This is a genomic window from Micromonospora sp. PTRAS2 (genome assembly GCF_054052245.1).
In genome coordinates this window covers 45,170-64,209 of the sequence record NZ_JBSWBU010000006.1, presented here as the reverse complement: position 1 = coordinate 64,209, position 19,040 = coordinate 45,170, and the positions used below count along the sequence as shown (strand labels likewise).

Sequence of the window (19,040 nt, the reverse complement as noted above, 5' to 3'; positions counted from 1 at the left end):
AGCGGCGGCACAGGGAAAGGAACCCACCGACGAGGGAGCCGCTACTCCGGCCGTGCGGGGGGCGTGAGCCAGGCCAGCGGCTGTCCGGTCAGTGCGGCGTCGGCGAGGCGATGTGCGGAGTTGGTCCGGAGTGCGGCGCGGCTGCTGTCGATCCAGCGTTGGACGTTGTCGATGCCCTGGTGGCGGTATTCGACGGCTTGGACGAGGCACTCGAGTTTGTCGGCGTCGCGGGCGACGATGGCGTCGAGGGTTTCGCCGGCTTCGTATTCGGTGACGGCGGCGGTGATGGTGTCGGTGACGGCGGGTGGGCAGCCGGCGACCTGGTCTGCGGTGATGGTGGTGTTGGGGGCGGCGGTGAGGTAGCGCTTGGCGATGTGGGGCAGGTCGGTGGTGCGGGTTTCCTGGGTGTCGTGCAGGACGCAGAGCATGGTGACGCGGGCGGGGTCGGCGCCTTCCATGGCGGCGAGGATCATGCCGATGAGGGCGGTGCGGTGGGAGTGTTCGGCGATGGTCTCGGGGTGCTTGACCCCGGCGAACCACCAGCCGGTTCGGGCGGCGCGTTTGAGGACGCCGGCCTCGAAGACGAACCTCATCGCGGCGGCGTGCTGGTCCTCGCTCATCTGCCCGTCCCCGTGCCGGTGATGCCTTCTGTCCGCAGGCTGTAGACGATAGAGGTTAGTTCCTGGCGGGACTGCGCCGAGATCCGGTCGCTGTCGAGAACGGCGACGGCACGGTGGGCGAGGGCTCGCCCGATGGCGGGGTGATCGTGGACGAGCCCGCGTCGGGCGGTGAGCAGGGCCCACAGGTTGTGGGTGTTGAGGTCGATGAACGGGTGCTCGACGTTGAGGCGCTCGACCAGGTGCCGCAGGAGTCGGTTGCCGCGCCAATCGTCGATGGTGGCAGGCATGAAGGTGTCGTCGGGTCGGCGGTAAGGGATCTCGCCGACCCAGTACGCCGAGTAGTTGAGGGCCGCACGCTGGCAGGCATCATCGGGGTGCGCGCGGGCGATGAAGTCCCGGAGCGGCTCGGGGTCTCCTTGGTTGGCCAGGGATGTGACGACGGAGCGGGCATCGGGCCACAGCGGTGACCAGGTATGGAAGGCGGTCTTCCCTGGCGCCTTCCGAGCGTTGCTCTGGGCGAGCCAATCAGTGGAGGTGCCTGTGGGGTCCATGCCGGCGAGGAAGCACGCCTGCCGGTGCAGCAGCAAATCGGGGTGGTGCTGGGCTGTGGAGCGTTCGGCCAGGACATGCAGGCCCGCGAAGAAGGCTCGCTGTTCCGCTGGCGGCAGGGTGGGGCCGGTGGCGACGGGGCCGCGTCGACGGTGGGAGATCGGCAGGCTTCTGATGAAGGTGGGTGTCTGGCCGAGGACCGCCCAGAGGATCAGGTCGGTCAGCCGGTGGGTGAGCACCATGCAGCCAAGGGGTTGCGCGGTGAGGTCTGCCCGCTCGATCTTCGGGCCGAGCAGGGCGGCGAGGACGGTGTCGGCCTCGACGGCGTCCGTGACGGCGTCGAGGAGTACCGGATGTGCCCCGAGGCTGCCGAGCTGATGCCGGATCCTGACGGCCTGGCCGAACGGGACGGCGTGGAACGGTCGCCGCCCTGACTCCCAACTCTGGACGGTCGCACGGTCGACGCAGAGTTTCACACTGAGCTGTTCCTGGGTCAGGGGGATGGATTCCCGGATCAGCTTCAGCAGGTAGCCGGTCACGTCGCCGCGAGCCGGGGTGGATCGTTCGAACGGTGCCATCGCCATCCCTACGGTGACCGACAGTCGACGTTTCCCGTCGCAGACAGCGACGTGGGTGACTCCTGACCAGCTCATTCGTACTGGGGGTGAGTACCACCACCGCACCGGGTTCGGGCCGACGGCGGTGGAGTTGGCCCGTGCCGCCGCGGCGATGGAGTGGGGCGACAGCGGGAACGCGGTGGCCCGGCACGAGAAGGCGACCGCGCGGGACGGCTGGCGGTGGCTGCCCGCCGAACACCGCGCCGCGCACCTGCTCGACACCGCCCGCGCGTACCTCCAGACCGGCGACCCGGTCAACGCCGGCCGGGTCCTGATGGAGGCCGACCGGATCGCGCCGGCCGAGATCCGCCACCGACCCGCCGGCCGCGACGTCCTCGCCCAGGTCGCCCGCGACCCGGCCGCCCCGATGATCATCGTCCACCTCGCCGCCACCATCGGGGTGGGCTGAGGATGACCGCGCCGTTTTTGTCCCTGGCCCAGATCCGCAACCGGCTCATCCTCACCGCCCGCTGGGTCCTACGCGACCACCAACCCGACCCCGACGGCCACTGCCCGACCTGCCGAACAGCGGACTGCCCGGTCGCCACCGCCGCCCGCGACGTCCTGCGCACCGCCACGGAAGTGCTCCTGTGGAACACGGCAACCCAACCCGCCGAATCCGACCGGGACGGCACCCCGCCGGCCGACTGATCGTGCACCACACCCGATCCGGCCCGGCTCGCCGAGAGTGGATCGTGCTCAGGGTCGCGGCAGTCGACTCAGCGCGGACGGTCCCCACCCGGTCGGGTCCTCCCCGGGCGGCACCATCGCGAGGGCCTGCCAGAGCAGCAGGATGTCCCACCAGCCCGCCTCCGCCGAAGTCAGCGGGCGCACGGCCTGGTAGCCGGCGAGAAACTGGGCCTGGGCCTCAGGTGGCACCGGCCCCCAGTCGTGGTAGCGGGTGCCGAGCAGGACCGTCGCGCGGGCCAGGTCGACGAGCCGGTGGTCGTGCCGGGCTTCCTCGAAGTCGAGGACCGCGGTGATCTCGCCGCCGGCACACAGGACGTTGGCGGAGCGGAAGTCGACGTGGACGAGCTGCCGCGGCAGCCGGTCGGGTGGCGCGCCGGCGACCAGTCCGCGCAGCACGTCACGGGCCACCGCGGGCAGCGGTGCGGCGCGGCTGTCGAGCCATTCGGTGATCTGCTGTGTCAACGGTGGGGACGCCACGGCGAGCGTGGCGAATCGTTCGGCGTGCGGGTATGCGGCGAGCACATCGTGCAGCCGGGCCAGGACGGCGCCGGCTGCCCGCACCTGACCGGGGTCGGTGGTGTCGAGAAGATCGCCCTCGATCACCCGTTGCAGGCCCAGCGAGACACCGTCGGCCTCGACCTGGAGCCGGCCGTCCCGGGTGGGAACCGGCGCCGAGACCGGCAGGCCCTGGCCGTCGAGCCAGCTCGTGAGTCGGGCCACCTCGGCCAGGCGCGGGAAACGATCGGGCAGCACCGACCGCTTCGCGAGCCGCCGACCGGACGGCGTGTCGACCCACGCCAGCGCGTTGCCGCCGCTCATCACGATCCGCTCGCAGGAGTCGACGCGTACGCCCCAGTGTTCGTTCAGGACGTCGGCGACCCAACGGCCCGCCGCCCGCGCGTCGCCGAAGCCGAACCTTGCGTCGAGCGCGCGGTGCGGATCGTGCGCCTCCCACAGCATCTCCAGCACCGGCACCTGCGATCCGCTCATGCGGCACAGTGTGGCGGATTTTCGTACGGGAAGGCGGGCGCCCCGGATGCCGGGCCGTCTGCCGACGGTGGCGTCCGGGGCGCCCGGTGGCGCGTGGGGTCAGGTCAGGCCCGGCTCCACCGCTGGTTCGCGGCGGTGTGGCAGGTCCAGGCGAGCACGGTGGTGCCGTTGGTCGTGCCGGCGTTGTTGACGTCCAGGCAGAGCGACGGGAACCGTACGTTGCTGATGGTGCCGTTGCCGTTGAAGGTCCACTGCTGGTTGGTGCCGCCGTTGCAGTCCCAGATCTGGGCCCGCGTGCCGGCCGCGGCGTTCGTGGGCAGCTCCAGGCACTTGCCCAGGACCTGGAGGGCCTGGCCGGACTGGGTGAACTGCTGGTTGGCGTTGCTGTGGCAGTCCCAGATCAGCGCCCCCGTGCCGTTGGCCGTGTTGCCGTTGTCGACGTCCAGGCACCGGCCGCTGGACTCGCTGCGCAGCCGGAACGTGGTGGTGGGCGGCGGGGTGGTGGTGCCGCCGCCGCTGACCCGGTAGACGACCGTGCCGTGGGCCGGCACGCTGGCGGAGATGGTGCCGGTGGTGGTGGACGTGCCGTTCGTCCAGGCGTCGCGCAGGGTGAACGAGGAGCCGGACTTGCCGATCGCGGCGGCGGTGGTGGAGACGGTGGTAGTGGAGCTGCCCTGGTTGAACAGGGCGACGGCCACGTCGCCGTTGGCGAGCCGCTTGGCGAGCACCCGGCGGGTGCCGTCGTTGGAGACCTGCGTGCCCTGGAGGCCGAGGGTGTCCTGGTTGATCGCGATGAGGTTGGCGTTCTTGAGGATGGTCTGCGTGGCGCTGTCCATGTTGCGGATGTCGTTGCCGGCGATCAGCGGCGAGGCCATGATCGCCCACATCGCGAAGTGGCTACGCATCTCGGTGTCGTTCATGCCGCCCCGGCCGACCTCCATCATGTCGGGGTCGTTGAACGCACCCGGACGCGCGTAACCGGCCAGCGGCACGGTCACGTTGATGATGTTCTGGATGCCCATCGGGTAGCCGTTGGTCTGGCCGGTGTTCCAGGCGTTGGTGATGTCCTCGGTGGTGCGCCAGATGTTGGCGACGTCGCCCCAGTTGCGCATGGGGCCGGTCTTCTCGTGGATGCTGTTGGAGTTGATGCTGTAGAGAATGGGGCGACCGGTGGCGGCGAGCGCGTCGCGCATGATGGCGAACCGGTTGACCTGCTCGTTGATGGTGCCGGTGGGCGAGCACCAGTCGTACTTGAGATAGTCGACGCCCCAGGCGGCGAACTGGCGGGCGTCCTGGGCCTCGTGGCCCATGGCACCGGTGGCCCCGGGGTAGGAGTTGAAGTACTGGGCGCAGGTCTTGTCCAGCGGTGCCTGGTAGATGCCGAACTTGAGGCCCTTGCTGTGGATGTAGTCACCCAGGGCCTTCATGCCGCTGGGGAAACGGGTCGGATCGCCCTGCAGGTTGCCGGCCGAGTCGCGGTTGGGGTTCATCCAGCAGTCGTCGACGACGACGTACTGGTAGCCGGCGTCCCGCATGCCGGAGTTGACCATGGCGTCGGCCATCTGCCGGATCAGCGCCTCGCTGATGTTGCAGCCGAACGTGTTCCAGCTGTTCCAGCCCATCGGCGGGGTGCGGCCCACCCCGTTGTCCAACGCCTGAGCTGGTTGCGGCGCGGCAACCGTGTCGACCACGGTCAATCCGACTGCTCCCAGGAGTGCGACGCCAAGGGCGGCGAACCATCTCGTACGTGCGCGCATTGACTCTCCATCTTCGGGACGGTGGACGTCGTCGTGCCGCCTGCCAATTGATATGCCATTCGGCAGGCATGAGTGGTGCACTGGTGACATCTTGGTGGCGGTCACCTGCGATTACGGGGCGGGAATGCGACCTGTCCTCAGCGCTGCGCGGAATTCCCGAATGGCCACGGCTCGACGCGGTAATACGCATCGCTCCGAGACCGGCGGGGATCCCGATAAGCTGCTTGGAGCGGCCCGGTAGCTCCTCGGGAAAGTTAACATGTGACCGCTCACACGGGCAAGCAAAGGAGCCGACGGTGATCGTCGGTCGCCAATGGGGTTACGTCCGGTGTTCCCGCCGCGAGCCGCCTGGTGGAGTGCGTCAGGCGAGTTGCTCGTCACCTCGGATGCGGGCGTGGAGGTGCATGTCGTGCCGGCCGTCGGAGTGGACGGCGTCGCTGCGCTTGGTGCCCTCAAGCAGGAAGCCGGCCTTGGCGGCGACCCGGCAGGAGGCGATGTTGCGGGTCGAGTGGTCCAGGTGCAGACGGTGGAAACCGGCCTCGCCCAGTGCCCAGGCGCTCAGGCCGGTCAGTGCGCGCGAGGCCACCCCCGCTCCCCTGGCGGCGGGAAGCACCCAGTAGGCGCACCCCGCGACACCGTCATCGAGGTTCAGGCCACCCATGGCGATACGTCCCAGCACCTCGCCGTCGCTGCGGGTCACTGCCCAACTGGCACCGGTTTCCCGCGCCCACGCCTGACGATACTGATCGAACCATTCGTGGACCTGCTCCTGGGAGGCAGGCTGACGAGTGTGCCAGTGCCGAATCTCCGGGTCCGCGTAGGCGGCGAAGAAGACCGCCGCGTCGCAGGGCGCCCACGGGCGCAGGAACAGCCCGCCCGCAGCGGGAAGCACCGGCTGCGGGCGGGCGGCAAGCGTCCCGGCGGGGATGGCCGGCGGTGTCGAGAGGGCCACGGGGGCACCCTATCCAGCGATGCCGCCCTCGCGGCCGGGGCGACGGCCGCCTGTGGCGTCAGCGCCGCCGCAGGGCCGGGTCGGTCAGCGCCGGCGGCTGGTACCCGGCGTCGGCCGGGTTGACGTTGTGGCCCGGCGGCACCAGCGCGTCGATGCGGTCCAGCACGTCGGCCGGCAGCCCGTCGAGCTGGCCCGCGCCGAGCTGGCTACGCAGCTGCTCCAGGGTGCGGGGGCCGATGACGGCGCTGGTCACGGCCGGGTGGCTGAGCACGAAGCCCAGTGCCAGCTCGATCAGCGTCAGGCCGCTCTCCCGGGCCAGCGCGTCCAGCTCGCCGACCAGGTCGAGCTTGCGGTCGCGGGCGGCGGCGTCGCGGAAGTCGAAGTGGTCGCCGTTGCGCCCGGCGCGGGAGTCCGCCGGCACGCTGCCCGCGCGGTACTTGCCCGTCAGCCAGCCGCCGTTGAGCGGGCTGAAGACCATCACCCCGAGCCGGTGCCGCTCGCAGGTCGGCAGCACGCCGGCCTCGGCGCCCCGGGCCAGGATCGAGTACGCCAGCTGCTCGGTGGTGAAGCGTTCCCGCTGGCGCTGCTGCGCGACCCACTGTGCCTCGACGATCTGCTCGGCGGGGAACGCGGAGGTGCCGATGAGGCGTACCTTGCCCTGCCGGACCAGGTCGGACAGGGCGCCGAGGGTCTCGTCGACGTCGGTGCGCGGGTCGGGGCGGTGCACCTGGTAGACGTCGATCCAGTCGGTGCCCAGCCGGCGCAGGCTGTCCTCGACCGCCTGCGTGATCCATCGCCGGGAGTTGCCCCGCCGGTTGCGGTCGGTGCCCATCGGCTCGTGGAACTTGGTGGCCAGCACCACGTCGTCGCGCCGCCCGCGCAGCGCCCGGCCGACGATCTCCTCGGTCTCGCCGTGCGCGTACACGTCGGCGGTGTCGACCAGGTTGACCCCGGCGTCGAGCGCCTCGGCGACGATCCGGTGGCACTCCTTCTCGTCGGTGTTGCCCCACGCGCCGAACATCATCGTGCCGAGGCAGAGCGTGCTGACCTCGACGCCCGTGCCGCCGAGCCTGCGGTAGCGCATGATCTGATCGTCCTCCTGCTGGTGTGTGTGACCACGCTGGCACGCCGACCCGACCCCCGGCACTGTCCCGCCGGGTCGAATCGGCCCGGACGGGTTTGTGTCCCCGGCACATCGCCGCCGGGACCGGGGGACGAATAGGCTGGTGACAGCGTTGTTATGGACATTCCGGCACGGTGGAGGTACTCATGGGGACCGGCCTGACCCAAGCCCGATGGACGCACGTGGCACTGCCCACCGGCGACCTCGACAAGGCGATCGCGTTCTACACCACGCTCACCCCGCTGGTGGTGGTGGAGCGGTTCGCCGACGCCGACGGGGAGAGCGTGTGGCTCTCCAACGACAAGCAGGTCGAGACGCCGTTCGTGCTGGTGCTCGTCTCGTTCAACAAGGACAAGGGCGGCCAGCTCGGCCTGCTCCACCCGTTCGCGCACATCGGTATCGAGGTGCCGCAGCGCTCGGACGTCGACGAGATCGCCGCGCGGGCCCGCGAGCTGGGCTGCCTGCACTGGGAGCCCCGCCAGATGCCGCCGCCGGTCGGCTACATCTGCGCGCTGAAGGACCCCGACGGCAACGTCATCGAGATCTCCCACGACCAGCAGGTGTTCGACACCGTACGGCGGCTGTGGGGGAACTGACCGCGGCGGGGACCCGGGCCGCGGTGCTGCGCTACCTGGCCGCGTTGAACGCCCACGACGCCGACGCCGTCGCCGCCTGCGTCAGCGTCGGCTTCGTCAACGAGCACACCGCCGGGCTCGGTCGCGGGGTGGTCGGCCGGGCCGGCTACCGGGAGCGGCTCGACGGCTTCCTGGCCGAGTTCGCCGACCTCCGCTACGAGGTGGAGGAGCTGATCGTCGAGGGGGACCGGGCCGCGCTGGCGTACCGGATGTCGTTCCGGCTGGTCTCCGCGGGCCGGGCCCCGGTGCGCGTGCGCGGGATGTTCCGGTTCCGGGTCGACGCCGACGGCCTGGTCGCGCACCGGGTCGACTACTGGGACAGCGGCGAGGTGCACCGGCAGCTCGCCGTCGAGCAGTGACTGGGCGTGGTCGCCGCGCCTGGGCCGATGTCGCCGGCTGACCCCCTTTGCTCTGCACCCACGGACGCAGCGGTCGCTGAGAGTAGTTGACCGCCGCCGGTGGCTGTTGGTGGCACTCCGCAGAATTGCAGCGTGACGGCCGTGTTGCCTCGGTGGGTGCAGAGCAAAGGGTGCGGGGTGCGTGGTCCGGTCTCGCGGGGCGTGACGCAGCGTCAGCGCCGGCCGGGCCCCGGCGGCCTGGCACCCCTATATCACGCACCGTAGTCGGAGGGTGTGGCGGAGGGGCGGCGGCCACGCCGCCCCTCCGCCACGTTCGCGCACTTCCCGTCGCGCTGGGTAGAGTGCGCATCCTGCGGAGACGACGGGGATGCGCGAGGTGACGCGATGGCGGTCGGGGTCGGGGTGGAGGAACATCACGGCGACGCGCCGGCGATCCAGACCGTGCAGCGGGCCGCCACCATCCTGAAGGCGTTCTCCGCCGAGCGGCCCCGGCTCACGCTGGCCGAGCTGACCGCCGACCTCGCGATCAGCCGGGCCACCGCCCACCGGTACGCCCGCGCGCTGCGCGCGGCCAACCTGCTGCGCTTCGACACGGCCACCGCCACGTACACGCTGGGCCCGCAGGTGCTGGCGATGGAGGCCGCCGCCCGCGCGGCGCTGCCCATCGTCACCGCCGCCGAGCCCTACCTGGACCGGCTGACCCGGCTCACCAACCAGACCTCGGTGCTCAGCGTGTGGAACGGCGAGAGCCCGATCGTGGTCCGCTGCATGGACAACGTCAGCGGCGACGTGCGGCTGAGCGTGCGTACGGGATCGCCGCTGGACCTGGTGCGCTCGGCGCAGGGCCGGGTGTTCTGCGCGTACCTGCCGCCCGCCGAGGCCCCCGTGGTGGCCCGCCAGCTGCGCCTGTCGGCCGGGCTGCGGGCGGTGGTCGAGCAGGTGCGCCGCGACGGGTTCGCCGTCAACTCGCCGGAGGACTTCGGGGTGCGGGTGCTGGCCGCCCCGGTGTTCGAGCGTACCCAGGTGGTGGCCGCGTTGGGCGTGCTCGGCACGGACGCGGTGCTCTCCGGTGCGGCGGAGGCCGCGGCGGCGGACACCCTGCTGCGCATCGCGCGCGAGTTGTCCGAGGGGCTCGGCGCGGCCGTCAGCTGACCCGGCCGGCGCTCCCGCGTGCCGCCGGGGGACGGGAACGGTGGCCGTTGCCGTTCTCCGGCGCGGGGTGGTGGCCGGTGCCGGTGCTGCCCAGCTCGGCGGTGACCAGGGCGGCGACGCGCTGCAGGGCGATGGCGAGCGGGGTGTCGGTGCCCTCCGGCACGGAGGTGGTGGTGCCGACGATGGCCATCGCGGCGATCAGCGTGCTGCCGCGGAAGATGGGCGCGGCGATGCTGCGCACGCCGTTGGCCGACGGCGTGTTCGCCGAGATGCCGGTGCGGCGGATCTTGTCGACCTCCCGGCGCAGCTCGGCCGAGGCGGCCAGCTCGTCGGCCAGCCCGACCACGTCGTCCTCGGGCAGGAAGGCGCAGAAGACCCGGCCCTGGGCGGACTCGGTGCGCGAGAGCCGGGAGCCGGTGCGGACGCTGACGCGGATGACCCGGTCGGTGTTGTCGTCGGCGCGGACGACCACTGCCGTGTCGCCGTCCCAGACGCTGAGCACCACGGTCTCGTCGATCTCGCGGACGAGCTGCTGCATGTGCGGGCCGGCGATGCTGATCACCGGCATCGCGGCACGCGCGGCGGCGGAGAGGGTCAGGATCTGCGGGCCGAGCGAGTAGAGTCCCTCCCGCTCGTCGTAGCGCAGCAGGTTGCTCTCGCGCAGCGCCTTGGTGTAGCGGTGGGCCGTCGCCTTGCTGGTGCCGAGGCTGGCGGTCAGTTCGTTGAGGCTGAGTCGTGGGCGCGCTGCGGTGAACGCGTTGAGGATGACCGCCGCGCGCTGCACGGTCTGGATCGCCGGGGCGCTCTGGTCCGCGTTCTTCCCCGGCGAGGGGCTGTCGTCCGCCATCTGGATCCCTCGTTGCGTGAAGTGAGACAGTATCATGGCATATGGCACATCAGGCTGTCGATATCTGCCGGCTTCGTAGCGCGATGTCGGCATAAATCCGGGCGAAACGCGTCAGCTCGGCCACCGCGTAGCGGTCCCGCCGAGGGTCGCTCGGGTCCGCCGGCAGCGACGGCGGGCCCAGCCGGACGGTCGGCACCCCCCGCCCGCGCAGCACCACCCCGTCGGTCGACCCCGTCCAGCCCCGGATCGGCTGGGGCGCGTGGCCGTGCGCGGCCCGCCAGGCGGCGTCGGCCCAGTGGCAGATCGGGGCGTCGGGATCGGTGGCGGCGGCCGGGTGGACGGGCCAGCCGGTCACGCTCACCCCGCAGTCGCCCAGCGGGGTGCCGCGCAGCCTTTCGGCCAGCGTCGCGGCCAAGGCGTCGGCGATCTCCGCCGGCTCGTCGCCGGGGACCGTCACCAGGTAGAGGTGGAAGTCGAGCCGCCCGGGCAGCAGGTCGGGCTTGCCCGGTTGGCCGGCCCGCACCGCGCCGATGCCCACCTCCGCCCCGACCTGGCCGCCGCGCCCGGCGCGACTGGCCAGGTGCGCGGCGCGGAACGCCTCCAGCGCCGCGACCACCCGGCCGAGGTGCGCCAGCAGGCCCCCCGGCGGGACGGCGGCGTCGCGGAACAACGCCGGATGGAACCGGCTGGTCAGCCGTACCCGGACGAACATGGCCCCCGGCTCGGCGGTGAGCACGCCCGGCGGGCCGCTCTTGGCCACCACGGCGGCGGCCGGCAGCGGGTGCCGGTCCAGGTGGTGGACCACCCCGCCGGCGGTGGGGCCGGCGTCGGGGTCGGTGCGGTGGGTGCCGGCGGCGGCGAGCAGCAGGGTCAGCCGGTGCGGCCGGCCGGCGGCCCGGCACGCGCCGGCCGCCGCGGCGAAGCCGACCAGGGCGGCGGCGGTCGCCGCGCGGGCCACCCCGAGGCCGAAGCCGCTGACCACCCGCTCGGCGCCCGTCCCGGCCGGCCTGATCAGCTCGGGCGCGGGGGCGTCCAGGCCGGTGATCGGCGCGTCGAACTCGGCCCCGCCGGTCAGCGACGTGTCCAGGTGCGAGTAGAGGAGCAGCTCCGGCGCGGTGCCGAGGGCGGAGGAGCCGACCAGGTTGGCGCTGTCGGGCAGCGCCGCCGTCGGGTCCAGGGGGTCGACCCGCCAGGACAGCTCCGGCCAGCGCGCGGCGGCCCAGTCGGCGAGCCGGTGGGCCGTGGCCCGTTCCCGGCCGTACGGGCTGTGCTCCGCCCCCAGCGCGGCCAGCGCGTCGAGGACGCCCGCCTCGTCGATGGCCTCCTCGGCCGCCCGTCGCAGTGCCGCCGGCACCTCGTCGTCCATCCCCGCGCTCCCGCCGCCGTGACTTCATTCAAGATGACGTCTCGTATGTTGACATACTCGGGATGGCTTCTCTAGCGTGACCTGACATCAACGACATCGCCCCGCATCCGGCGACGTCAGCGCGACGGTCAGCGGTGCGGATGCGGACGGCCGACCCAACCGCTGGAGGACCGATGACCTACGTGGTCACCGACGAGTGTGTGGACGTGCAGGATCGGTCCTGCGTCGAGGAGTGCCCCGTGGACTGCATCTACGAGGGCGACCGGATGATGTACATCAACCCGGACGAGTGCGTCGACTGCGGGCGCTGCGAGCCGGTCTGCCCCGTCACGTCGATCTTCCACCTGGAGGACCTGCCGGCCGACCGGGCCCACTTCGGCCCGATCAACGCCGAGTTCTTCGGCGAGATCGGCAGCCCCGGCGGGGCCCGCAAGATCGGTCGGGTCGGCCGCGACCACCCGGCCGTCGCGGGGAGCGCCACCTGATGGGCGAGCTGCACGAAGTCGACCTCGCGATCGTCGGCGCCGGCCCCGCCGGCCTGTACGCCACCTACTACGCCGGCTTCCGCGGGATGAGCGTGGCGGTGATCGACTCGCTGCCCGAACCCGGCGGCCAGATCGCCGCCCTCTACCCCGAGAAGGCCATCTACGACATCGCCGGCCTGCCCTCGGTGCGCGGCCAGGAACTCGTCGACGCCCTGCTCACCCAGGCCGCCACCGCCAAGCCGACGTTCCTGCTCGGCGAGAGCGCCGTCGACCTGACGACCGCCGAGGACCACGTGCTCATCGGCACCGACGCCGGCACCCAGGTGCGCGCCAAGGCCGTCCTGCTCACCGCCGGCATCGGCACCTTCACCCCCCGGGAGCTGCCCGTCGGCAGCGACTACCTCGGCCGGGGCCTGCGCTACTTCGTGCCCCGCCTCGACGAACTCGCCGGCCAGGAGGTCGTCGTGGTCGGCGGCGGCGACTCCGCCGTCGACTGGGCCCTCGCGCTGGAGCCGCACGCCCGCAGCGTCACCCTCGTGCACCGCCGGCCGCAGTTCCGCGCCCACGAGCACAGCGTCGCCCAACTGGAGGCGTCCACCGTGCGCGTGGTCACCCCGTACGAGGTGTGCGGCATCGCCGGGGAGCAGAACGTCACGTCCGTGACGATCGCCGAGGTGCGCGGCGAGGGCCGCGAGGAGCTGCCCGCGCAGGCGGTGGTGGCCGCCCTCGGCTTCATCGCCGACCTCAGCGCCATGGAACGCTGGGGCCTGGAGATGCACCGGCGCTACGTCGCCGTCGACCGGTCGATGCGCACCAACCTGCCGCGCGTCTTCGCCGCCGGCGACATCACCGACTACGAGGGCAAGGTGCGGCTGATCTCCGTCGGCTTCGGCGAGGCCGCCGCCGCCGTCAACAACCTGGCCCCGCTGGTCAACCCGGCGCTGGGCACGGTGCCCGGACACTCCTCGGACGCGGCATGACCGCCCCCCGCGACGACGCCCGGCACACCGCCGGCGACGGCACGCACCTGGTCGCCACCCGGCACGGGCTGGGCCGGTTCACCGGCGACGGCGACGTCGAGCTGCTCGACCTGCCGTACGCCGACGTGGCCGCGCTGCTGCGCGCGGGCGCCGGGCTCGCCCCGGCCCGCGCCGCGGCCGTGCGCCGCCGGCTGCCGCTGGACGCCCTCGCGGGCGACGTCGTCGCCCCGCTGGGCGGGACGCCGGCCGTGTGGGGGGTGGGCCTCAACTACCACTGCAAGGCGCGCACCACCGGGCGGCCCCTGCCCACCCAGCCGGTGCTCTACCTCAAGTCGCCCAACGCCGGCTCCGGCCCCGACGACACCGTGCCGCTGCCCACCTCGGTCAGCGCGCAGTCCGACTACGAGGGCGAGGTCGCCCTGGTCATCGGCGCGCGAATGCACCATACGCCCGCCGAGCGGGCCTGGGCGCACGTCGCCGGGATCACCGCCGCCAACGACCTGACCTGCCGCGACGTGATGGTCGCCTCCGGCAGCCCCACCCTGGCCAAGAGCTTCCCCGGCTTCGGCGCGCTCGGCGCCTCGGTCCTCGGCCTGGACGCCGTCGCCGACCGCGACGCCATCGGCGTACGGACCACGGTCAACGGGGAGCTGCGCCAGCAGGCCAGCACCGCCGACCTCATCTTCCCGGTGCCCGACCTGCTCGCCTGGATCTCCCGGTACGTGGTGCTGGAGCCCGGCGATGTGGTGCTCACCGGCACCCCCACCGGCACCGGCCAGGACCGGGGCTGCTTCCTGAGCCCCGGCGACCTGGTCGAGGTCACCGTCGCCGGGGTGCTGCCGCTACGCACCCGGTTCCGCGCCGACACCCCGGCCCCGGCAGCCGGGACCCCGGCCCCAGCGGCCGAGCCCGACCCCCTTCCCGGCGACGCCCGCCCGTCGCTGCCGCTTCGTACAGAGAGTCTGATGCCATGACTGACAGTTCCCCGCGCTACGACCTGGTGCTGGCCGGCGGCGAGGTGTTCGACGCCGCCACCGGCGCCAGCCAGGTGACCGACGTCGCGGTGACCGGCGACCGGGTGGCCCGGATCGCCCCCGGCCTCGCCGCGCAGGGCCGGCAGGTGGTCGACTGCTCCGGGCAGTACGTGCTGCCCGGCCTGGTCGAGGCGCACACCCACATCTTCGCCGAGGTCTCCAAGGTCGGCGCGCCGCCGGACGAGGCGCACCTGCACCGGGGCGTCGTCGCGGCCTGCGACGCCGGCACCGTCGGCGCGTCCACCTTCGCCGCGTTCGAGCGCTTCGTCGCCGCCCCGGCCCGGATGCGGCTGGTCAACTTCCTCAACGTCTCGGTCCTCGGCCTGATCGACTTCCGGTTCGGCGAGTTGCTCAACCCGGGCACGCTGGTGCCGGAGGACGCCCTGGAGATCGCCGCCGCCAATCCGCACCGGGTCCGTGGCTTCAAGATCCGCCTCTCCGAGGACGTCGTGGGGCTGGAGTGGCGGACGCTGCTCAAGCGCTCCCTGGCGCTGTCGGCCGAGGCCGGGCTCCCGCTGATGATCCACATCGGGGAGACCCCGGAGCCGCTGCCGGTGATCCTCGACCTGCTGCGCCCCGGCGACGTCGTGGCCCACTGCTACACCGGCAAGCCGTACGGCATCCTCGGCGACGGCAAGGTCCTGCCCGAGGTGTACGCCGCCCGCGAGCGCGGCGTGCTGTTCGAGTCGGCCCACGGCAAGAGCAACCTGAGCTTCGCCGTGGCCCGCCCGGCCATCGAGCAGGGCTTCCTGCCCGACGTGATCACCTCCGACACCAGCGGCCGCAACTGGCGCGGCCCGGTGTTCGACCTGGTCACCAGCATGGCCAAGCTGCGGGCCATGGGCATGACCATGGAGCAGATCGTGCCCCGGGTGACGTCCGCCCCGGCCCGCCTGACCGGCCTCGACGCCGAGGGCTACGGCAGCCTCGTCGAGGGCGGCCCGGCCCACGTCACGGTCCTCGCCGACGCCGAGGAGGCCGAGCTGCCCGACGCCGCCGGCAACCGGATCGTCGCGCCGCGGCTGGAGCCGAGCCTGGTGCTGCTCGCCGGCGAGCAGGTGCCGACCGTGCCGTGGCGGGGCCTGAACCGCTGATGCCCGCCACCGATGCCGAGCCGCCCGTCGGCGTGCACCGCTCCCGCAGGCGACTGCGGGCGGCGCTGCGCGGTGGCGGGCGGCTCGTCGGCACGTTCCTCAAGCTGCCCGGCCCCGACGTGGTGGCCCTGGCCACCCAGGCGGGGCTCGACTTCGTCGTGGTCGACCTGGAGCACTCCGCGCTGGACGAGCGCGCCGCCGCCGACCAGCTCCGGTTCGCCGCCGCGCTCGGCCTGCCGGCGCTGGTCCGGGTGCCGGCGGTCGACCCGGGCCAGGTCAACCGGCTGCTGGAGGCCGGCGCCGTCGGGGTCCAGCTCTCCACCGTCCGCAGCCGGGCCGAGGTGGAGGCGCTGCGCGCGGCCAGCCGGTACGCCCCGCACGGGCGACGCAGCATCAGCCTCGCCCACCCGGCGGCTGGCTACGGCGTCGGCGGCCTCGACCGGTACCTGGCGGCGGAGGCCGCCGACCCGCCGCTGCTGGTCGCCCAGATCGAGACGGCGACCACCGACGATCCCCTGCCCGACCTGCTGGCCGGCGTGGATGTCGGGTTCGTCGGCACCACCGACCTGGCGGTCAGCCTCGGCCTCGCCAGCACCGACGACCCGACGCCGCTGCTGCGGCGCACCGGCGACGTCGCCGAGGCGGCCCGGGGGACCGGGGCCGCGCTGGGCGGCTGGGCGGCCGACCGCACGGCCGAGGCCCTGGGCCGGTACGGCCTCACCGACGCCGGCTACCTGGTGGTCGGCTCGGACCTGCAACTGCTCGGCGCCGGCCTGCGCCGGCTCGCCGGCTGACCCCCACCCGGAAAGGGAGCGCTGACATGCTCAACCCGCAGCTCTACGGCATCGCGGTGAACTGGGACGACATCCCGGCCACCGACGTGCGGCCCGGGGTGCGCCGCAAGGTGTACGCCACCGACGAGGTCGTGCTGGCCTGGCACGAACTGAGCGTGGGCATGACGCTCAACCCGCACCACCACGACGACTTCGACCAGCTCGTGCTGATCCTCGGCGGCCGGTGCAACTACTACGTCGACGGGGTGGCGAACCCGATGGGGGCGGGCTCGATGCTGCTCGTGCCGCGCGGCGCGGAGCACTACGTAGAGCCGACCGAGGGCCCCTGCATCAACCTGGACGTCTTCGCGCCGCCCCGGGCGGACTTCCTGGCGCACGCCTGGCGTCCCGGGCAGGACTGAGGCCGCCGTGACCGACATCGTGGTGGTGGGCAGCCTCAACGTCGACGTGGTGGTGCCCCTGGCCGAGCTGCCCGCGCCCGGACAGACCGTGCTCGGCACCGCCGACCACCGGCGTGCCGGTGGCGGCAAGGGCGCCAACCAGGCGGTCGCCGCCGCCCGGCTGGGCCGCCGCGTCGCCATGGTCGGCGCGGTCGGCGACGACCCGGAGGGGGAGTGGCTCACCGGCCTGCTCGCCGCCGAGGGCGTGGACACGACCGGGGTGCTGCGCGCGCCCCGCCCGACCGGTCAGGCGATCGTGCTGGTCACCGCCGACGGCGACAGCACCATCGCGGTCAGCTCCGGGGCCAACATGTGGCTCGCACCCGAGCACCTCGCGCCGTCGTACGACCTGATCGCCTCGGCCCGCGCGGTGCTGTTGCAGCAGGAGGTCGGCGCCGAGGTGGTCGCCGCCGCGGTGGCCGCGGCGGGTGGCCTGGTGGTGCTCAACCCGGCCCCGGCCCGGCCGGTGGACGCGGCGACCCTGGCCCGGGTCGACATCCTGGTGCCGAACCGGGGCGAGCTGGCGGCCCTGGCCGGGGCTCCGGCCGCGGCGTCCCCACCCGGCCCGGCGGAGCTGCCCGCGCTGGCCCGGTCGTTGGGGACGCGGGGGCCGGTGGTGGTGACCCTCGGCGCGGACGGCGCGCTGGTGGTCACCGCCGACCGGGAGTGGCTGGTGCCGGCCGAGCGCGTCGACGCGGTGGACGCCACCGGCGCGGGGGACACCTTCTGCGCGGCGCTGGCCGACGCGCTGCTCGACGGCGCGGCGATCGACGAGGCGGCCCGTTGGGCGAGCCGGGTGGCGGCGGTGACCGTGACCCGGCCGGGCGCGATGGCCGCCGCGCCCCGTCGCGCCGAGGTGCCGGCGGCCTCGTAGGGGCCGCAGCGGGCACCGGGGGTGGAGCCCACCCCGGCTCGCCCACCGGTGCCGGCCACGGTGCGTGTGCATGCTGGTGCCGTCTGCCGGTGGGGTCGCCGCCTTCACGCTCCGTGGCGCTCCTTCGACCCCGGACAACGTCGCGCGCTCGCTTTGCTCTGCACCCACCCACGCAGCACCCCACCCACCAGGCGGAATCTCGGACGCCGATGTCCGGGGGTGAAGCGGCCCGTCACGGCGGGTCAACCGTTGCGTATCCGGGTGCAGAGCAAAGGGCGCCGGGGGACTCGTGGCCGCAGGGCGGCGGCGCGTGACGGTACGTCACCTGCCGGGCGGCTCTGCGGGCCCACCCACCCGCCCGCCCGCCCCGGCGGCGCTGCCGGGAGGCGGCCGGGCGAACGGCTCAGACGTGGGCCGGGAAGTCCGCCTTGCGGATCAGGCAGTGGATGCCCTTCACCCCGTCGACGACCTGGCTGACCTCGAAGTCGGCGGCGGCGCTCAGGTAGGCCAGGGCGGTCTGCGGCGGCATGCCCTGGGTGCGGGCGAGGAAGGCGACGGCGGCGCGTACGGCCCGGCGCATCGCCTCGTCGAGGTCGCTGTGCAGGCCGACGGGCAGCCAGTGGGTGGCGGTCTCGGCGAAGGGGCCGTCGGCGACGCCCAGCGCCCCCGCCTGCGCCTGCGGGACGACCGACAGCCGCAACGTGGCCCGCAGCGGCGCCTCCAGGGCGGTCAGCGCCACCTCGCCGTCGCCCTGGGCGTAGTGCGGGTCGCCGGCGTAGAAGCCGGCCCCGGGCAGCTGCACGGGCAGGTAGAGGGCGGAGCCGATCTGGAGCTCGTTGATGTCGAGGTTGCCGCCGAACGCGCCGGGTGGCACGGAGTGCACCGGGTCGTCGGTGTCCACCGCCACGCCCATCAGGCCGAGGAACGGGGCGAGGGGGAAGCGGGCGGCGCGCCCGTCGCCGTACGGCAGCGTCCCGTACAGCCGGCCGCCGCTGCTGACCACCTCGGTGAAGTGGCAGACGCTGCCGTACTCGCGGGGGACGTCACCGCCCGCGCCGGTGTCGGTCGGGGTTAGCGGGAACTCGCCGGGCAGCGCGCCATAGCCGTGGCGGCTGCTGACGAAGCCGTACGGGGCCCGGATGAGCAGGTCGAGAACCTCGACGCGGAGCACGTCGCCCGGTTCGGCCCCGTCGACCGCGATGGGCCCGGTGACCACGTGCGGCCCGTCGGCGTCGTAGTCGTGGGCGACGTCGGAGGCGGCCAGGTCGCGGGCGTCGGCGAGGACCCCGTCGGCGGGTACGTCGAACTGCTTGAGGTACGCGACCGGGTCGCGGCCCTGGTCCTCCAGGATCCCCTCGTGGCTGAGCGTGTCGATCGTCACCGTCTCGCCGGAGCGGATCCGCAGGACGGGTTCGTGCCGCCGGGCGGGCAGCCGCCCCCACAGGCAGGTGTCGGGTGTGCTGGGCAGGTAGTGGGTTCCAGCGATCGGGCCTTCGTGCGGCTGGAGCATGGGATCCTCCGGGAGGGGTGACACCGGCTGGCGGTGCGATGGGCGGCGTGCGGCGCAGGGGGCCCGTGCTCGCGGTGCAGCGGCGTGGCCGCGCCCTGTCGACGTTCGGCATCGTGGCCAACGAAACCGCCGTTGCGTGTTGCGCCCGTATTAACAGCGAGTAACCCGGTGC

At 73.2% G+C, this 19,040-nt stretch carries 21 protein-coding genes; 12 read left to right on the top strand and 9 right to left on the bottom strand.

The window, feature by feature from the left end:
• Positions 1–41: 41 nt before the first annotated feature.
• Both ACVMYR_RS20205 and ACVMYR_RS20200 read right to left on the bottom strand, forming a co-directional pair.
• Entirely contained in the window at positions 42–620 is a 579-nt protein-coding gene (locus tag ACVMYR_RS20205; RefSeq protein WP_457122426.1) for an HD domain-containing protein, read from the bottom strand.
• On the bottom strand, positions 617–1,747 hold the full coding sequence (locus ACVMYR_RS20200; RefSeq protein WP_457122425.1) for a helix-turn-helix domain-containing protein: 1,131 nt from the start codon (positions 1,745–1,747) through the stop codon (positions 617–619). Before ACVMYR_RS20200 ends, ACVMYR_RS20205 begins: the two co-directional genes overlap by 4 nt.
• A gap of 55 nt (positions 1,748–1,802) precedes the next feature.
• Here ACVMYR_RS20200 and ACVMYR_RS20195 point away from each other — a divergent pair, with 55 nt between their 5' ends.
• Together ACVMYR_RS20195 and ACVMYR_RS20190 are read left to right on the top strand one after the other, a co-directional pair.
• On the top strand, positions 1,803–2,195 hold the full coding sequence (locus tag ACVMYR_RS20195) for a hypothetical protein (protein ID WP_158229415.1): 393 nt from the start codon (positions 1,803–1,805) through the stop codon (positions 2,193–2,195).
• A 2-nt stretch (positions 2,196–2,197) separates the two neighbouring features.
• Entirely contained in the window at positions 2,198–2,437 is a 240-nt protein-coding gene (locus ACVMYR_RS20190; protein ID WP_077937500.1) for a hypothetical protein, read from the top strand.
• Positions 2,438–2,485: 48 nt separating this feature from the next.
• Here ACVMYR_RS20190 and ACVMYR_RS20185 read toward each other — a convergent pair whose 3' ends face one another.
• From ACVMYR_RS20185 to ACVMYR_RS20170, 4 genes are all read right to left on the bottom strand, one after another.
• Entirely contained in the window at positions 2,486–3,466 is a 981-nt protein-coding gene (locus ACVMYR_RS20185; RefSeq protein ID WP_077937501.1) for a phosphotransferase, read from the bottom strand.
• Positions 3,467–3,570: 104 nt separating this feature from the next.
• On the bottom strand, positions 3,571–5,223 hold the full coding sequence (locus ACVMYR_RS20180; RefSeq protein WP_077937502.1) for a glycoside hydrolase family 27 protein: 1,653 nt from the start codon (positions 5,221–5,223) through the stop codon (positions 3,571–3,573).
• A 361-nt stretch (positions 5,224–5,584) separates the two neighbouring features.
• Entirely contained in the window at positions 5,585–6,175 is a 591-nt protein-coding gene (locus ACVMYR_RS20175) for a GNAT family N-acetyltransferase (RefSeq protein WP_396790125.1), read from the bottom strand.
• 58 nt (positions 6,176–6,233) lie between these two features.
• Positions 6,234–7,259: an aldo/keto reductase gene (locus ACVMYR_RS20170; RefSeq protein ID WP_077937505.1), complete on the bottom strand. Its 1,026-nt coding sequence runs from the start codon at positions 7,257–7,259 to the stop codon at positions 6,234–6,236.
• 221 nt (positions 7,260–7,480) lie between these two features.
• Here ACVMYR_RS20170 and ACVMYR_RS20165 point away from each other — a divergent pair, with 221 nt between their 5' ends.
• The 3 genes from ACVMYR_RS20165 to ACVMYR_RS20155 all read left to right on the top strand — a co-directional run bounded on the left by ACVMYR_RS20165 (position 7,481) and on the right by ACVMYR_RS20155 (position 9,444).
• Positions 7,481–7,894 (top strand): VOC family protein, encoded by a 414-nt coding sequence (locus ACVMYR_RS20165; RefSeq protein WP_228986516.1) that lies wholly within the window; start codon positions 7,481–7,483, stop codon positions 7,892–7,894.
• Positions 7,882–8,292 carry an ester cyclase gene (locus ACVMYR_RS20160; protein ID WP_256092024.1) on the top strand — a complete coding sequence of 137 codons (411 nt, stop codon included), beginning with the start codon at positions 7,882–7,884 and terminating at the stop codon, positions 8,290–8,292. The genes ACVMYR_RS20165 and ACVMYR_RS20160 overlap by 13 nt, the downstream gene beginning before the upstream one ends.
• 384 nt (positions 8,293–8,676) lie before the next feature.
• Positions 8,677–9,444: an IclR family transcriptional regulator gene (locus tag ACVMYR_RS20155; RefSeq protein WP_077937506.1), complete on the top strand. Its 768-nt coding sequence runs from the start codon at positions 8,677–8,679 to the stop codon at positions 9,442–9,444.
• Here ACVMYR_RS20155 and ACVMYR_RS20150 read toward each other — a convergent pair.
• Positions 9,437–10,291, bottom strand: a complete 855-nt coding sequence (locus tag ACVMYR_RS20150) for an IclR family transcriptional regulator (protein ID WP_158229416.1) — start codon at positions 10,289–10,291, stop codon at positions 9,437–9,439. The two genes, ACVMYR_RS20155 and ACVMYR_RS20150, sit on opposite strands and share 8 nt — an antisense overlap.
• A 49-nt stretch (positions 10,292–10,340) precedes the next feature.
• Positions 10,341–11,657, bottom strand: a complete 1,317-nt coding sequence (locus ACVMYR_RS20145) for a hypothetical protein (RefSeq protein ID WP_457122424.1) — start codon at positions 11,655–11,657, stop codon at positions 10,341–10,343.
• Between the two features lie 173 nt (positions 11,658–11,830).
• Here ACVMYR_RS20145 and fdxA point away from each other — a divergent pair, with 173 nt between their 5' ends.
• From fdxA to ACVMYR_RS20110, 7 genes are read left to right on the top strand one after another with little or no spacing between them, the layout of a single operon-like run.
• The gene (gene fdxA / locus ACVMYR_RS20140; RefSeq protein ID WP_077937509.1) at positions 11,831–12,142 is read left to right on the top strand and encodes a ferredoxin; all 312 of its coding nucleotides are present in this window, start codon (positions 11,831–11,833) and stop codon (positions 12,140–12,142) included.
• A gap of 8 nt (positions 12,143–12,150) precedes the next feature.
• On the top strand, positions 12,151–13,122 hold the full coding sequence (locus ACVMYR_RS20135) for an NAD(P)/FAD-dependent oxidoreductase (RefSeq protein ID WP_198956540.1): 972 nt from the start codon (positions 12,151–12,153) through the stop codon (positions 13,120–13,122).
• Positions 13,119–14,096, top strand: coding sequence for a fumarylacetoacetate hydrolase family protein (locus tag ACVMYR_RS20130; protein WP_457122423.1), 978 nt, complete (start codon positions 13,119–13,121; stop codon positions 14,094–14,096). Before ACVMYR_RS20135 ends, ACVMYR_RS20130 begins: the two co-directional genes overlap by 4 nt.
• On the top strand, positions 14,093–15,250 hold the full coding sequence (locus tag ACVMYR_RS20125; protein ID WP_144082628.1) for an amidohydrolase/deacetylase family metallohydrolase: 1,158 nt from the start codon (positions 14,093–14,095) through the stop codon (positions 15,248–15,250). The genes ACVMYR_RS20130 and ACVMYR_RS20125 overlap by 4 nt, the downstream gene beginning before the upstream one ends.
• Entirely contained in the window at positions 15,250–16,044 is a 795-nt protein-coding gene (locus ACVMYR_RS20120; RefSeq protein WP_457122422.1) for an HpcH/HpaI aldolase family protein, read from the top strand. The genes ACVMYR_RS20125 and ACVMYR_RS20120 overlap by 1 nt, the downstream gene beginning before the upstream one ends.
• 26 nt (positions 16,045–16,070) lie before the next feature.
• Positions 16,071–16,445, top strand: coding sequence for a cupin domain-containing protein (locus tag ACVMYR_RS20115; RefSeq protein ID WP_077937513.1), 375 nt, complete (start codon positions 16,071–16,073; stop codon positions 16,443–16,445).
• A 7-nt stretch (positions 16,446–16,452) separates the two neighbouring features.
• Positions 16,453–17,358 (top strand): ribokinase, encoded by a 906-nt coding sequence (locus ACVMYR_RS20110; protein WP_396790118.1) that lies wholly within the window; start codon positions 16,453–16,455, stop codon positions 17,356–17,358.
• 403 nt (positions 17,359–17,761) lie between these two features.
• Here ACVMYR_RS20110 and ACVMYR_RS20105 read toward each other — a convergent pair whose 3' ends face one another.
• Complete coding sequence (locus tag ACVMYR_RS20105) at positions 17,762–18,868, bottom strand: acetamidase/formamidase family protein (RefSeq protein WP_043963180.1); 1,107 nt, start codon at positions 18,866–18,868, stop codon at positions 17,762–17,764.
• Positions 18,869–19,040 lie beyond the last annotated feature (172 nt).